Annotated in this window: 15 protein-coding genes; 9 read left to right on the top strand and 6 right to left on the bottom strand. The window is 72.7% G+C overall.

The genetic code is table 11. From position 1 onward, the window contains the following. The first annotated feature begins 34 nt into the window (after window positions 1–34). Together ACLQ2X_RS08160 and ACLQ2X_RS08155 are read left to right on the top strand one after the other, a co-directional pair. A complete protein-coding gene (locus ACLQ2X_RS08160; RefSeq protein WP_425680344.1) occupies window positions 35–658 on the top strand; it encodes an HAD family hydrolase in 624 nt (207 codons plus the stop codon). A 28-nt stretch (window positions 659–686) separates the two neighbouring features. After that, window positions 687–1,073 carry a cold-shock protein gene (locus ACLQ2X_RS08155; RefSeq protein ID WP_425680343.1) on the top strand — a complete coding sequence of 129 codons (387 nt, stop codon included), beginning with the start codon at window positions 687–689 and terminating at the stop codon, window positions 1,071–1,073. Here the strand turns inward: ACLQ2X_RS08155 and ACLQ2X_RS08150 are convergent. Continuing rightward, window positions 1,034–1,864, bottom strand: coding sequence for a 1,4-dihydroxy-6-naphthoate synthase (locus ACLQ2X_RS08150; RefSeq protein ID WP_425680342.1), 831 nt, complete (start codon window positions 1,862–1,864; stop codon window positions 1,034–1,036). The two genes, ACLQ2X_RS08155 and ACLQ2X_RS08150, sit on opposite strands and share 40 nt — an antisense overlap. A 395-nt stretch (window positions 1,865–2,259) precedes the next feature. On the opposite strand from ACLQ2X_RS08150, the gene ACLQ2X_RS08145 reads away from it, so the two are divergent. Continuing rightward, window positions 2,260–3,150 (top strand): GNAT family N-acetyltransferase, encoded by an 891-nt coding sequence (locus ACLQ2X_RS08145; protein ID WP_425680341.1) that lies wholly within the window; start codon window positions 2,260–2,262, stop codon window positions 3,148–3,150. On the opposite strand, the gene ACLQ2X_RS08140 is transcribed toward ACLQ2X_RS08145, so the two are convergent. Together ACLQ2X_RS08140 and ACLQ2X_RS08135 are read right to left on the bottom strand one after the other, a co-directional pair. Then, window positions 3,122–3,772 carry a futalosine hydrolase gene (locus tag ACLQ2X_RS08140; protein ID WP_425680340.1) on the bottom strand — a complete coding sequence of 217 codons (651 nt, stop codon included), beginning with the start codon at window positions 3,770–3,772 and terminating at the stop codon, window positions 3,122–3,124. The two genes, ACLQ2X_RS08145 and ACLQ2X_RS08140, sit on opposite strands and share 29 nt — an antisense overlap. Then, entirely contained in the window at window positions 3,769–5,382 is a 1,614-nt protein-coding gene (locus ACLQ2X_RS08135; RefSeq protein ID WP_425680407.1) for an MFS transporter, read from the bottom strand. The genes ACLQ2X_RS08140 and ACLQ2X_RS08135 overlap by 4 nt, the downstream gene beginning before the upstream one ends. 87 nt (window positions 5,383–5,469) lie before the next feature. Here ACLQ2X_RS08135 and ACLQ2X_RS08130 point away from each other — a divergent pair, with 87 nt between their 5' ends. Then, the gene (locus ACLQ2X_RS08130; protein WP_425680339.1) at window positions 5,470–6,309 is read left to right on the top strand and encodes a DUF3027 domain-containing protein; all 840 of its coding nucleotides are present in this window, start codon (window positions 5,470–5,472) and stop codon (window positions 6,307–6,309) included. Between the two features lie 4 nt (window positions 6,310–6,313). On the opposite strand, the gene ACLQ2X_RS08125 is transcribed toward ACLQ2X_RS08130, so the two are convergent. Then, entirely contained in the window at window positions 6,314–6,577 is a 264-nt protein-coding gene (locus ACLQ2X_RS08125; protein WP_425680338.1) for a DUF2530 domain-containing protein, read from the bottom strand. Window positions 6,578–6,668: 91 nt separating this feature from the next. Here ACLQ2X_RS08125 and ACLQ2X_RS08120 point away from each other — a divergent pair, with 91 nt between their 5' ends. From ACLQ2X_RS08120 to thpR, 5 genes are all read left to right on the top strand, one after another. Next, entirely contained in the window at window positions 6,669–8,150 is a 1,482-nt protein-coding gene (locus ACLQ2X_RS08120) for an NCS2 family permease (protein WP_425680337.1), read from the top strand. Between the two features lie 66 nt (window positions 8,151–8,216). Continuing rightward, entirely contained in the window at window positions 8,217–8,666 is a 450-nt protein-coding gene (locus ACLQ2X_RS08115) for a MarR family winged helix-turn-helix transcriptional regulator (protein ID WP_425680336.1), read from the top strand. 68 nt (window positions 8,667–8,734) lie between these two features. After that, entirely contained in the window at window positions 8,735–10,021 is a 1,287-nt protein-coding gene (locus tag ACLQ2X_RS08110; protein WP_425680335.1) for an MFS transporter, read from the top strand. 83 nt (window positions 10,022–10,104) lie between these two features. Next, the gene (locus tag ACLQ2X_RS08105; protein ID WP_425680334.1) at window positions 10,105–10,614 is read left to right on the top strand and encodes a hypothetical protein; all 510 of its coding nucleotides are present in this window, start codon (window positions 10,105–10,107) and stop codon (window positions 10,612–10,614) included. 4 nt (window positions 10,615–10,618) lie between these two features. Continuing rightward, window positions 10,619–11,203 carry an RNA 2',3'-cyclic phosphodiesterase gene (thpR, locus tag ACLQ2X_RS08100; RefSeq protein ID WP_425680333.1) on the top strand — a complete coding sequence of 195 codons (585 nt, stop codon included), beginning with the start codon at window positions 10,619–10,621 and terminating at the stop codon, window positions 11,201–11,203. Between the two features lie 51 nt (window positions 11,204–11,254). Here thpR and ACLQ2X_RS08095 read toward each other — a convergent pair whose 3' ends face one another. Together ACLQ2X_RS08095 and sepH are read right to left on the bottom strand one after the other, a co-directional pair. Then, entirely contained in the window at window positions 11,255–12,241 is a 987-nt protein-coding gene (locus tag ACLQ2X_RS08095) for an aldo/keto reductase (protein WP_425680332.1), read from the bottom strand. 111 nt (window positions 12,242–12,352) lie between these two features. Next, window positions 12,353–13,438 (bottom strand): septation protein SepH, encoded by a 1,086-nt coding sequence (gene sepH, locus ACLQ2X_RS08090; protein WP_425680331.1) that lies wholly within the window; start codon window positions 13,436–13,438, stop codon window positions 12,353–12,355. Window positions 13,439–13,655 lie beyond the last annotated feature (217 nt).

Raw genomic sequence — 13,655 nt, 5'->3', positions numbered from 1 at the left:
CGTACCACGCTAGCCCGCTGGGTAGGTTCTCGGCATGCCTCCGCTGATGGTCGGCTTCGACCTCGACATGACTCTGGTCGACTCGCGCCCCGGCATCGCCGCCGCCTACCGGGCGTTGACCGAGCGCACGGGCGTACCGGTGGACGCGGAACTTGCCGTGTCCCGGCTGGGCCCGCCGCTGCGTACCGAGCTGGCGCACTGGTTCCCGCCGGAGCGCGTCGAGGAGGCGGTGACGCTCTACCGGGAGCTGTACCCGGCGTACGCGATCACTCCGACCGTGCCGATGCCGGGTGCGGAGGCCGCGCTGCGCGCGGTGCGGGAGCGCGGTGGCCGGGTGATGCTGGTGACCTCCAAGATCGGGCGGCTGGCGAAGCTGCACCTGGATCACCTCGGGCTGCCCGTGGACGAACTGGCCGGGAATGTGTTCGCCGAGCAGAAGGCGGTGGCGTTGCGGGAGCACGGCGCGACGCTGTACGTGGGCGATCACGTGGCGGACATGGCCGCCGCGCGGGCCGCCGGCATCCCCGGGGTGGCGGTGGCGACCGGCCCGTGCTCGGCGGACGAACTGACCGAGGCCGGGGCGTACGTGGTGCTGGATGATCTCGTCGAATTCCCGAGGGCGCTCGACCGGATCATCGGGCTAGCCTTGGAGGGGTAGACGGTTCGAGTGGAGCGGGGTTCAACAGGTGCCGACGGGTCGAGTGAAGTGGTACGACGCGGCCAAGGGATACGGGTTCGTCACCAGTGACGAGGGTGGCGACGTGTTCCTGCCGAAGGGCGCGCTACCGGCGGGTGTCGCCGACCTGAAAGGTGGGCAGCGGGTCGACTTCAGCGTGGTGGACAGCCGTCGGGGCGCCCAGGCCATGGGGGTCAAGCTGCTGGAGGCGCCGCCGTCCGTGGCGGAGTTGCGCCGCCGGCCTGCCGAGGAGCTGCACGGCCTGGTCGAAGACATGATCAAGGTGTTGGAGGTGAAGGTGCAGCCGGACCTGCGCCGCGGTCGCTTCCCGGACCGCAAGGCCGCCCAGAAGATCGCTCAGCTGGTCCACGCGGTGGCGCGCGAGCTGGAGGTCTGAGGGACGAGCCCGGCGTCGGCAGCCCGGCCTAGCAGCGCTTCCACGGCGGCGAAGCCGGCCGCGCCCAGGTCGGCGGTGAACTCGTTGACGTAGAGGCCGATGTGCCGGTCCACCACGTCGGGCTCCATCTCCTGGGCGTGCGCGAGGACGTACTCCCGGCTGGCCTCCGGGTCGGCCCAGGCCTGTCGGACGGACTCGCGGATCCAGTCGGCGGCATCGGCGGGGTCGACCGAGCCGCGCCGCGCCAGGATCGCACCGAGCGGGATCGGCAGCCCGGTGTCACCCTCCCACCACTCGCCCAGGTCGACCAGCGCGGTCAGCCCGTGCCGCGGGTAGGTGAAGCGCGCCTCGTGGATCACCAGCCCGGCGTCGTACCGTCCGGCGGCCACGCCGGGCATGATCTCGTGGAACGGCACCACCTCGATCCGCGCCGGTGCCTGGTCGGCCGCCCAGAGCCGGAACAGCAGGTACGCCGTGGTCCGCTCGCCGGGCACCGCCACGGTCGCGCCGGACAGGTCGGCCCGGTCGCCGCGGGTCAGCACCAGCGGGCCGCAGCCCCGGCCCAGCGCGCCGCCGCAGGGCAGCAGGTGATAGTCGTCGAGCAGCCACGGCAGGGCCGCGTAACTGACCTTGACCAGATCGAACGCTCCCCGCTCGGCGGCCGTGTTGGTGACGTCCACGTCGGCGTAGGTCACCTCGACCGGCGGCGCGCCGGGCACCCGACCGTGCACCAGGGCGTCGAAGACGAACGTGTCGTTCGGGCAGGGGGAGATCGCCAGGAAGAGCGCCACGCCTCCACCGTAACCCCGGCCGCCGCGCCGCCCCGCACCCCCGGCAGCCCGGTGGGGGAGGTCACCGCCTCGCGGCCCCTGCCCTGGGCGCACCCCGGGTACCTTCCTCGCGGTTCGCTGTCGAGCTGACATCAGTAACGACTCACAGCCGCCCGGCCTTCGTCCGCCCGGCTTTCGTCCGCCCGGCTTTCGTCCGCCCGGCTTTCGTCCGCCCCGGCTTTCGTCCGCCCCGGCCCGGCCCGTTGGAGACGCTGTACGCGATATCACCGCCGACTCAGCTCGAAAGGCACTCGTTATCCACATGCCGCGCCGGCTGTCGGCCAGTTTCCACAGAGTTATCCACAGGCGGGGGACGTGCTGTTGAGGAAGCGGTCGCGGCCCGGCACGCTGCTGGTGTGGCCGAGCCGATCCCCTCGATCTCCCCCGGCGCCGACCTGGCGGACCCGGCCCACCTGGCCGACCTGCTTCGCCGGCTGCGGCGGCGGGCCGATCTGAGCCAGCGGGAACTGGCCGTTCGGGCGGGAGTCCCGCAGTCGGCGGTCGCCCGCGTCGAGTCCGGTCGGGTCGCCGACCCCCGGTATCGGACGGTGGAGCGTCTGATCCGCGCTGCCGGTGGCCGGCTGGACGTCACCGTCGACCCCGGGCCGGGCGGGAAGGCGGACACGCCGAGCGGGGAGGCAGCGCCGGTGCCCCACGACGACCTACGCGACCAGGCGGGCCGCCGCTACCCCGCGCACCTCGACGTCTGGGAGGTGCGCGAGCCGCGGGACTGGCCCGGCGCCTGGTGGGCCGAGTGGTACACGTTGCCGCCGCGACTGTGGCCGTTGCCCCTGCCGCCGGCCACCTACCGGCTGAACCGGGACTACCGGGACGAGCGCCGGGAGCGGGAGGAGGTTCGACGGTCGGTGCGGGTGCGCCGAGTCACCGGCCCCACCGTGCCGGCCACCGCGTGGCGCTTCGTGGCCGAGATGCCGGACGGCGGGCTCGTCGGCGAACTGCGGGCGCACGACGAGAGCCCACACCTTCGGTGGGGCGACCGCGGGGGCCCGCAGGACCGGGAGGTGGTGATTGACGGCGTACTCGTCGCCGTCGCGTACCGGCGGTTGGGCATCGGCCGGCGCCTCGTCGAGGCGCTGCTCGGGGCGATCGGCCCGGTCTGCGCCCGTGCGCTGACCGGGCATCCGGGAATCATCTTCCTCCACGCGTGCGGCTTCGGCGTCGAGTCCGGCCGGCCTGCGGCGATGCGGCACGTGCCGGTCAGCGGAGGACAGCCGCCGCGGTGGTGAGCGCGTCGAACGCCTCCCGCATCCGCCACAAGCCCCGGTCGCGCGGGCCGATGGGGTTGGAGACCGTACGCAATTCGGCGAAGGGCACACCGGCGTGCACGGCGGCCACGGCCACGCCGTACCCCTCCATGGCCTCGGCCACGGCGTCCGGGTGCCGTTCGGCGAGGGCCGCGGTGCTGGCCGCGGTGCCGGTCACCGTGCTGACCGTGAGCACCGTGCCGACGGTGGCCGTGGGCAGGGCGGCGCGCAGCGCGCCCAGCAGGCCCGGGTCGGCGGGCATGATCCGGCCGCCGCCGAGCAGTTCGGCGGGCATGCCCAGTTCCTCGACCGGGATGAAGCCGGCCGGCGACTCGGCGCCCAGGTCGGCGGCGACACTGTGGTCGGCCAGCACCGTGCCGCCCACGGCCACCCGCCCGACGAAACCTCCGGCGATGCCGGCGCTGACCACGCCCCGGTACGGCCGGCCGGCCGCCTCGGCCAGCGCCAGCAGCCGGGCGGTGGCAGCGCCCGCCACGGCCGGGCCGACACCGACCGGTCGCACCGTCACATCCGGCCGGGTCAGGCCGGCGTGGACCGCCTCGGCCTCGGCGGGCACCGCCGTGACCACGAGCAAGCCGGTCATGCCACCGGCCCTCGCGGGTCACGCCGCTCGTTGTCGTCCGCCGTGCCGGGGCCACCGACCGACGACGAGGGGCGATAGATGTGGAAGCCGGGCGGCGCCAGGCCGTCGTCGTCGACTGGTTCGGATCGGCGCGGAGCCGGTGAGGTGGGCGTCGGGTCGTCCGATGCGCCGGCCGGCGGCTCCTCGACCCGGGTGGCCTCTTCCGCCACCAGTTCCTCGTCGCCGAGCGGCCGGCCGGCCAGGTGCTCGCCGCGCAGCCGGCTGGCGACCAGCACCCCGCGTACGGCCACCAGGGCGGCCACGGCGGCGACGACGGTCACGCCGATCAGACCGGTGAACGGGACCAGCCCGAGCCCGCCGCCGGCCACGAACGCGAGCATCAGCGCCGTCTCGGAATGCGCGAAGGAACTGGCCCGCAGCCGCTCCGGGATCCGTTCCTGGATCGAGGCATCCACCGCCAACTTGGCGATCCCGCTCATCAGCGCGGCCACCAGGCAGAGCAGCGCCACCATGGGCAGCGAGAACTTGAGCGCGGCGAGCACCGCCACGCCGGCCACGATGATCGTGCCGCTGGACTGGATCGCGGTCGGCCGGTGGATACGCAACCGGGTGCCGAGGGCGGTGGCCAGGAAGGTGCCCACCGCAAGCGCGCCGCCGACCAGGCCCAGCGCGCCCTGGGCGCCGAGGTCCCGGCCGAAGAAGTCGGTGGTCAGGTCGCCGCCCTTGATCGCGAACGCGAGGAAGAGCAACAGGAAGCCGTAGAGCCCGCGTAGCGCCGCCGCACCGATCAACGTGGCGATCACCAGGCGGCCGGCGGGTCGGCCCCGGCCCAGCGGGCGCTCCCCGTCGCCGCGGCGCATCGCCCGCAGCGGGTTCGGCAGTCGCTCCGGCGGCTCGGAGTCGGCCTTCGGCGGCAACCGCAGCGAGATCACCATGCCGGTCAGGAAGATCACTGAGGCGACCCGCAGCGGCCACTGCGGCCCGAACCAGAACGCGGCCAGGCCGATCGGCGCGACGAGCGCGCCGGCCACCGTGCCGTAGACGCTGGCGCGTGCCCCGACCTGGGACAGCCCCAACCCCTCGGGCAGCAGGCGGGGGACCGCCGCCGAGCGGGCGACCCCGTACGCCCGGGAGAGGGCGAGGACCCCGAACGCGGCCGGGTAGAGCCCGAAGCCGCCCATGTAGTCGGAGATCATCCAGGCCAGGAACGCCCGCCCCAGCATGGTGGCGGCCAACGCGTACCGCCGGCCGTGGCGGAAGTGGTCGAGCAGCGGGCCGACCACCGGGGCGAGCATGGCGAACGGGACCATGGTCACCAGCAGGTAGAGGGCGACCTTGTTGCGTGCCTCGCCCAACGGCACGTCGAAGAAGATCGTGCCGGCCAGCCCGATGGCGATCAACGTGTCACCGGCGCAGGAGAGCGCGTGCAGGTCGAACAGGCGGACCATGCCCACCTCGTTGCCGGCGCTGCGGGCCCGGGCGGTGCCGGCGCGGCGGGTCATCCACCGGCCGCCGTGCAGCGAACCCCGCAGCAGCACCCGGGTGGCGCGGATGCCGGTGCCCACGGACCGCCCGAGAAAGGAGCGGCCGGAGCGGGAGGACAGCGCCATGTGTCCATCCTCGCCCATCGGCTCCACCTGCGCCGCATCACCCGCGGAGAAACGACTCCGGGGAGTGCCTGTCGCCCGTCGACGGGCATGGGGAACAATGGTCGGGTGACCAGGCCCGCCTCCGCCCGCGCTCCCCGGCTCGACCAGGTCTGCGCCGCCGCCGTCGAGGTGGCCCGCGACGCGATCACCGAGGTGGAGCCCACCGACGTCGGTGACCATCTCCAGGCCGTCGCCGAGGGCGACCGCGTCGTCACCCACTACTTCGAATGCCGGATGGCCGGCTACCGCGGCTGGCGTTGGGCCGTCACGGTGACCCGGGTGCCGCGCAGTCGGCAGGTGACCATCTGCGAGACGGTGCTGCTGCCCGGCCCGGACGCGTTGCTGGCCCCGGGCTGGCTGCCCTGGCAGGAACGCCTCAAGCCGGGTGACCTCGGTCCGGGTGATCTGCTGCCCACCCCCACCGACGACGAGCGGCTCGCCCCCGGCTATCTGCTCTCCGACGACCCGGCCGTGGAGGAGACCGCCTGGGAGTTGGGCCTCGGCCGGCCACGGGTGCTGTCCCGGGAGGGACGCGCGGACGCCGCCCAGCGCTGGTACGACGGCGATCACGGCCCGGACGCCGCCATCTCGGCCGCCGCGCCGGCTGCCGCGCGCTGCGGCACCTGCGGGTTCTACCTCCCGTTGGCCGGCGCGCTGCGCCAGGCGTTCGGCGCCTGCGGCAACTTCTACGCCCCGGACGACGGCCGGGTGGTGAGCGCCGACCACGGGTGCGGGGCGCACTCGGAGACGCTTGTCGAGACGGCCGAGACGCCTGTCGTCGAGCTGCCCACCATCTACGACGACAGCGCGGTCGAGGCCCTGACGGTCAGCCGGGCGCCGGGTTCGGTGGAGGCGACCGAGCCGGCGGAGCCGTACGGCCACTCCTGACCGGTCAGCGGGAGCGGTCCGCCGTGGCCGCCCGACGCCGGCGGCGGTTGGCGTCGTGGCGCATCATCGTGGCCAGACCGGGGAAGCCCCACAGAAAACCGGCGAGGCAGGTCCAGAGCCAGTTCTGACGGCCGTGTTCGGTGAGCCAGTCGCGGAAGAAGAGCAGCAGCACCAGACCGGCCACCGCCCAGGCGATCAGCCCGGCGACGGCGAACGGCACCATCGGCGGGTCGAGCGGCTCCGGCCGCGGTGGTTGCTCCTGGGGCACCGGCCCAGCGTACGTGATCGTTCTTCCCTGTCGGCCGGGTGATCTGGGACGATGCGCGCGGCAAACCGGCCATGACCAAGATGAGGAACCGATGTCCATTGCTCCGCCGCCGGATCACGGCACGCCGCCGGATCCCGCGCACCCACGTAACGCCTTCGACCGCTTCTTCGAGATCTCCGCCCGCCGGTCGACGCTGAGCCGGGAGATCCGCGGCGGCTTCGCCACGTTCTTCACGATGGCGTACATCGTGGTCTTGAACCCGCTGATCCTCGGCAGCGCGGAGGACAAGTTCGGGAACACCCTGGCGATCCCGGCGCTGGCCGCGGCGACCGCGCTGGTGGCGGGCCTGATGACCATCCTGATGGGGGTGGTGGCCCGGTTCCCGATCGCGCTCGCGGCCGGCCTGGGCGTGAACGTGCTCGTCGCCAAGGAGATCGCGCCGCTGATGACCTGGGCGGACGCGATGGGCCTGGTGGTCATCGAGGGTGTCCTGATCGGCCTGCTGGTGCTCACCGGCCTGCGTACCGCGGTGTTCCGTTCGGTGCCGACGCAGCTCAAGACCGCGATCGGCGTCGGCATCGGCCTGTTCCTGACCATCATCGGCCTGGTGGACGCCGGTTTTGTCCGCCGCATCCCGGACGTGGCGAACACCACGGTGCCGGTCGGGCTGGGCATCGGCGGCAAGATCGTCGGCTGGCCGCTGTTGGTTTTCGTGGTCGGCCTGCTGGTCACCCTGGTGCTGGTGGCCCGTCGGGTGCGCGGCGCCATCCTGATCGGCATCCTCGCCTCGACCGTGCTGGCCATCGTGGTGGAGGCGATCGGCAACATCGGCCCGTCCGTCGCCGACGGCAAGGTGAACCCCAAGGGCTGGGCGCTGAACGTGCCCGAACTGCCCAAGCAGATCGTGGATCTGCCGGACCTGTCGTTGTTGGGGCAGTTCAACGTGCTGAACTCGTGGGGTCGGGCCGGCTGGCTGGTCGCGCTGATGTTCGTCTTCACGCTGCTGATCACGGACTTCTTCGACACGATGGGCACGATGGTCGCGGTCGGCCAGGAAGGGGACATGCTCGACGAGACGGGGACCCCGCCGCGTGCCAAGGAGATCCTGCTCGTCGACTCCGTCGCCGCCGCGGCGGGTGGCGCGGCCTCGGTGTCGAGCAACACCTCGTACATCGAGAGCGCGGCGGGTGTCGCGGAGGGGGCCCGGACCGGGGTGGCCAACCTGGTCACCGGTGGTCTGTTCCTGCTGGCGATGTTCCTGGCGCCGCTGGCGACGATCGTGCCGTTCGAGGCCGCGTCCACGGCGTTGGTGGTGGTCGGCTTCCTGATGATGACCGCGGTCCGCACGATCGACTGGACCGACTACGAGATCGCCATCCCGGCGTTCCTCACCATCGCGCTGATGCCGTTCACCTACTCGATCTCGAACGGCATCGGGGCCGGCGTGATCAGCTACGTGCTGCTCAAGGTGGCCAAGGGCAAGGCCCGTGAGGTCCACCCCCTGCTGTACGGCGTGGCGGTGCTGTTCATCATCTACTTCCTGCGTGGGCCGGTCGAGTCCCTCGTGCAGTGAGCGACGAACTGGTGAGCCTGGTCATAACGCGCGTCGTTAGCCAGGCTCATTAGTTAGGCTAACAACGTGACGGAGCGGACGGTGACGGCGAAACGCGTGCCACCGGCGCAGCTGGCCCCCCAGCTGCAAGATGCGATCACCCGACTCAACCGGCGGGTCCGACAGGCCCGGCCGGTCGGCGACCTCACGGTCACCCAGCTGTCGGCGCTCACCAGCCTCAAGCTGGCAGGCGCCCTCACGCCACGGGAACTGGCCGACGTCGAACGGGTGCAGCCACCGACGATGACCAAGATCGTCGCGAAGTTGGAGGAGCGCGGCCTCGTGCAGCGCACCCCCCACCCGACCGACGGACGACAGGTCATCCTGGCGGCGACCGAAGGGGGACGGGCCGTGCTCGAACAGTTCGAGCGGGCCCGCAACGAATGGCTGGCCACCCGGCTGGCCGCGCTCACCGAGGACGAACGGGACACGCTACGGCGGGCCGCGGACATCCTCCAGGGAATCGCACGCGCCTGACATCGCGTCGCGCGGTTCGCTTCGTCCGCCGTGGATGAAGCGTACCGTCGCAAGGAGGCGCACCTAGAGTGCAGGCCAAGCTGAGCACGATGTTCCAGTCCCTACGAGTCCGTAACTACCGACTCTTCGCCACCGGACAGCTGATCAAACTGATCGGCGTCTGGATGATGTTCATCGCCCAGGACTGGCTCGTCCTCGAGCTCAGCGACAACTCCGCGACCGCACTCGGCGTGGTCACCGCGTTGCAGTTCACCCCCGTACTCCTGCTCACGCTGATCTCCGGGCGGCTCGCCGACCGCTACGACAAGCGGATGCTGCTCTTCGTCGCCAACGCGTTCTGGACCGTGCTGGCCCTCGGCATGAGCCTGCTGGTCCTCACCGACCTGGTGCAGCTCTGGCACGTCTTCACGTTCGCCGCCCTGCTCGGCACCGCCAACGCGGTGGAAACCCCGGTCCGGCAGGCGTTCGTCTCCGAACTGGTCGGCATGCCGCTGCTGCCCAACGCGCTCTCGCTCAACGCCGCCGTGTTCAACTCCGCCCGGATCGTCGGCCCGGCCGTCGCCGGCCTCGCCATCGCCGCCTTCGACGTCGGCCCGGTCTTCCTGTTCACCGCGCTCAGCTCCATCGCCCCACTCGTCAACGTGGTCCGGATGCGGGCCGGCGAACTGCACCGCAAGGACCTGCCACCGTCCGGAGAACGGGACCAGGCGCGGGTGGTCGACGGCCTCCGGTACGTCGCACGCCGCCCCGACATCCTGCTGCCGATGGTCCTGATGTCGGTGATCGGGATGACCCTGTTCAACTTCCAGCTCACCCTCGCGGCGCTCGCCAAGACCGTGTTCCACACGGGCGCCGCCTCGTTCGGCCTGTTCAGCACCGCACTGGCAGTCGGCGCGCTGGTCGGCGCGCTGTCCGGCACCGGCCGGCGCAGCCGGCCCTCGGTGTGGCTCGTCATCGGCGCGGCGATCGGCTGCGCCAGCTTCGGCACCCTGGTCGGGCTCGCCCCGGCGTACTGGCTCGTGGTGACGCTGCTGCTGCCCGCCGGGTTCTTCATGGTCTACTTCGCCCAGGCCGCCAACCAGCGGGTGCAGCTCGGTGTCGACGAGTCCTTCCGGGGACGGGTGATGGCGCTGTGGGTGCTGGTGTTCCTGGGCACCAACCCGATCGGGGCGCCGATCATCGGCTGGGTCGCGGAGCGGTTCGGCGCGGGCGCGAGCATCTGGATCGGTGGTCTGATCTCGCTGACCGCCGCGCTGCTGGCGCTCGCCTGGCAGCTGCGCCGTTCGGGCGGGCGGCTGCGCATGCGGGTGCTGCCCATGCCCCGCTTCTACGTGGTGTCCGCCGGGGCCGAGTAGAAGGAGAGCCCTCTTCACCCCACATACCGACCCGATTCGCGAAACCGGTGGCAGGTGGGTGCGGCAGGGCTTAGCTTCGATGTGTGGAGGTGGGGCAGGGTCTGCTGCTGGCGTTGGCGATCCTCGCTGTCTGCTGCCTGCCCGCCCTGCTCGCCCTGGCCTTCTGCCTCGACGAGATCCTCGACCGGGTCGTCTGCGGGTGGGCCGAGTGGCGGGAGCAACGCCGAGAGCACCGCACCATCGCCCGGCTCGACCGGGCCATCGAGGCCGAGGCGCTGACCCGCGACATCGACCTCACCGAACTCGACCGGGCGGACCGCCGCCCGCTGGAACAGCTCGCCACCGACCTGCGCCGGCTCGGCGGGCACCGGCGCGCCGCCGCCGACCGCAGCGTGGTGTGGCACGGTGCGGTCATCGGGGCGTACGACGACCGGCTGCACGCGGCCTGCCAGGCCCTCGGCATCGCCGAGCACCTGGTCGAGCTGGACGGCGTCGACCGGGAGATCGAACGGGTACGCGTCGAAGGCCTCCTGCACGCCGCCGGGCTCACCCTGCCCGCTGCCCGCGCCGCTCACCACCAGCGGCACCGCTGACCGGGTGCGACTCTTCGCGGCGGTCTACCCGCCGGTGGCGGCGGTCGACGACCTGACCGGGCGGATCGCCGGCTTACGGGTCGCGGCGGCCTCCGACGCCGGCGTGCGGCTCGCCGACCCGGCCGACCTCCACCTCACGCTGGCCTTTCTCGGCGAGGTGCCGGACGGCCGGCTGGCCGACGCGCAGGACGCGCTCGGGCGCGCCGCGCAGGAGTTCCGGAACGGTCGGGCCGAGCCGCCCCGGCTGCGGCTGGGCGGCGGGGGCAGCTTCGGGCAGGGCCGTTCCGCCGTGCTCTGGGTGGACGTACGCGGCGACGCGGACGCGTTGGACATGCTCGCCCGGCTGGTGCGGGGTGGACTGCGCGCCGCCGGGCTGCCGTACGACGAGAAGCCGTTCCGCGCGCACCTGACCATCGCCCGCCCTGGCGACCGGGTGGCGCCGGCGGACGTCCGGGCCGACCGGGAGGCCCTGCACGGGTACGCCGGACCGGAGTGGCCGGTCGGTGAGCTGGTGCTGGTGCGCAGCCACCCCGGCAGCCGCGCCCGTTACGAGCGCTTGGCGGCCTGGCCGCTGGCGGCTGGGCGTTAAGAAGGGGCCCCTCCTGTACCGGAGGCGTTAAGAAGGGGCCCTTCCTTACACCTACCAGGCCCAGGCCTCGGGGCCGGGGCCGCCGTTGCCCACCGGGGGGAACAGCTCGTCGAGCCGGGTCAGGGTCGACTCGTCGAGGTGGACGTCCAGCGCGCCGAGGTTGCGGTCGAGCTGGTCCAGGGTGCGCGGGCCGACGATCGGGGCCGTCACGCCCGGCCGGGAGAGCAGCCAGGCCAACGCCACATCGGCGGGGTCGTGGCCGAGATCGGCGCAGAGCTTCTCGTACGCCTCGATGGTGGGCCGGTGCTCGGCCAGCGCGTCCGCCGAGCGGCCGCTGGTGCCACGCGCCGCGCTGCCGTCGGCCATCTTGCGGATGATTCCGGAGAGCAGCCCGCCGTGCAGCGGCGACCAGGGGATGACACCCAGGCCGTAGTGCTGGGCGGCCGGGACGACCTCCAACTCGACGTGGCGGGTCAGCAGGTTGTAGATGCACTGCTCGGAGACGAGGCCGAGGAAGTTGCGCCGGCCGGCGGCGGCCTGCGCCTGGGCGATGTGCCAGCCGGCGAAGTTGGACGACCCGACGTAGAGCACCTTGCCCTGGGCGACGAGCGTCTCCATCGCCTGCCAGATCTCCTCCCACGGCGTGGTCCGGGAGATGTGGTGCATCTGGTAGAGGTCGATGGTGTCGGTCTGCATACGGCGCAGCGAGTCCTCGCAGGCCCGGATGATGTGCCTGGCGCTCAGACCCTGCTCGTTGGGCCATTCGCCCATCTTGCCGTACACCTTGGTGGCCAGGACGACCTTGTCGCGGCGTCCGCCGCCCTGGGCGAACCAGCGGCCGACGATCTGCTCGGTGACGCCCTCACCGGGCTTCCAGCCGTACACGTTCGCGGTGTCGAAGAAGTTGATCCCGTGTTCCAGCGCCCGGTCCATGATGGTGAAGCTGTCCGGCTCGTCTGTCTGCGGACCGAAGTTCATCGTGCCGAGGCAGAGGCGGCTCACGGACAGGCCGGTGCGTCCGAGGTTCGTGTACTCCATGTGTCCACCCTGGCACGCCGGCACTTCGAGTGCCTCATGACGACTCCGATCGCGGCGCGTCCGAACGTCGCGCGCGACCGGAGACGTCGCGTACCAGGGTGGACCGCAGGGTCAGGAGGACTCGCGGGCCGCCGGCCCGCTGCCGAAGAGCACGTCGTCCCAGCTCGGCAGCCGCTTACGCGGCTTGCCGTTGGCGTCGGTGGACTCGGTGCCCGAACCGGATGGTGCGACCGGGCCGGTGCGCCGCGGTCGCAGCACGGCCAGCGAGGGCACGGCCGGGACCTCCTTCGGGGCGTCCGAGTCGTCGTCGAACGCCGAACCCTGCCCGCCGCCGAGCAGCGCGGCGGCACCGCCGGCGACCGCCCGCTGGCGGGGCGCCTCGGGGCCGGCCATCGCGGCCGGGGAACGGGTGTCGAGACCCCGACCGGACGTGCCGCCGAGCGGCCGGTCCAGCGAGGCGAGCAGCGCGTCCCGGCCGGCGCGGATCGGGTCCCGGGCCGGTCGGGCGTGCTCCGACCCGGACGGCAGGCCGTGCCCGCCCCGGCTCGGCTCACCGCGCGACGGACCGGGCAGCGCGTGGCCGCCCCGCTCGGGCGCCGGCTCCTGACCGAGGATCGGCGTGGGCCGCTCGGCGCACAGGTATTGCGCCATGTCGTCGTGCGGGATGACGTTCTGCCGGGTCTTGTCCAGGTCCCAGACGGCCTGCGCGGTGGCCTTGCCGGACGGCCAGGTCGCGATGATCCGCCAGGTGCCGTCGTCACGGCGGTAGGCGTCCCACGAGATCTTCTCGGTGTCGATGCCGTGTTGGGCCAGCCGGCCGTTCACCACCTCGGCCAGCGGGGTCGGCTTCTCCGCGCCCTTGAGCCGGGTGCGGCGGGCGTGCTGGGCCAGCATGGCCCGCTCCTGGAGCACCGGGCCGGCGTAGCGCAGCACCCGGTCGACCGGCACACCGGCGATGCGGGCGACATCCTCCGCGGACTCGCCGGAGCGGATCCGGGCCTGGATGTCGCGCGGGGACAGCGACGGCGTCGGGTCGGTGCTGGCGGGCACCACCGCGAGCGAGGCCGAACCCGGCTCGGCGTGCAGCACGGTGGCGATGCGCTCGTCGATCGGCAGGGCGAGCAGTCGCCCCACCTCGTCGGCGAGCACCAGGGCCTGGCCGTCCTCGGAGAGGGCGACGAAGCGTACTGGGCGCATGGGCTTGCCTCCGTCCCGCTTCGCTGGCCGTCACGCCACGAGCCGGCCACCCGGGCGTCTCGAACCACCGTACGCTCATCTACCCGGCGATGGGGACACCGACACCCCGGCATGTCGTGACTGAGCTGCGGTAATGATCACGGTGGGTGGTGGGGCGGGGGGCGCCGCCCCCCCCCCCCGCCCCCACCGCGGAGCTATGGCAGAAACAGACCGACCG

The organism is Micromonospora sp. DT31, from assembly GCF_049841795.1.
Lineage (GTDB): Bacteria > Actinomycetota > Actinomycetes > Mycobacteriales > Micromonosporaceae > Micromonospora.
The sequence above is the reverse complement of the archived record's forward strand: the minus strand, read 5'-3'. Positions and strand labels throughout refer to the sequence as shown.

Bases quoted from the DNA above. Each gene is read 5' to 3' on its own strand.
- ACLQ2X_RS08160 (WP_425680344.1), top strand. From the start codon at position 35: ATGCCTCCGCTGATGGTCGGCTTCGACCTCGACATGACTCTGGTCGAC.
- ACLQ2X_RS08140 (WP_425680340.1), bottom strand. From the start codon at position 3,772: ATGACCGGCTTGCTCGTGGTCACGGCGGTGCCCGCCGAGGCCGAGGCG.
- ACLQ2X_RS08135 (WP_425680407.1), bottom strand. From the start codon at position 5,382: ATGGCGCTGTCCTCCCGCTCCGGCCGCTCCTTTCTCGGGCGGTCCGTG.
- ACLQ2X_RS08130 (WP_425680339.1), top strand. From the start codon at position 5,470: ATGGGGAACAATGGTCGGGTGACCAGGCCCGCCTCCGCCCGCGCTCCC.
- ACLQ2X_RS08120 (WP_425680337.1), top strand. From the start codon at position 6,669: ATGTCCATTGCTCCGCCGCCGGATCACGGCACGCCGCCGGATCCCGCG.
- ACLQ2X_RS08095 (WP_425680332.1), bottom strand. From the start codon at position 12,241: ATGGAGTACACGAACCTCGGACGCACCGGCCTGTCCGTGAGCCGCCTC.
- sepH (WP_425680331.1), bottom strand. From the start codon at position 13,438: ATGCGCCCAGTACGCTTCGTCGCCCTCTCCGAGGACGGCCAGGCCCTG.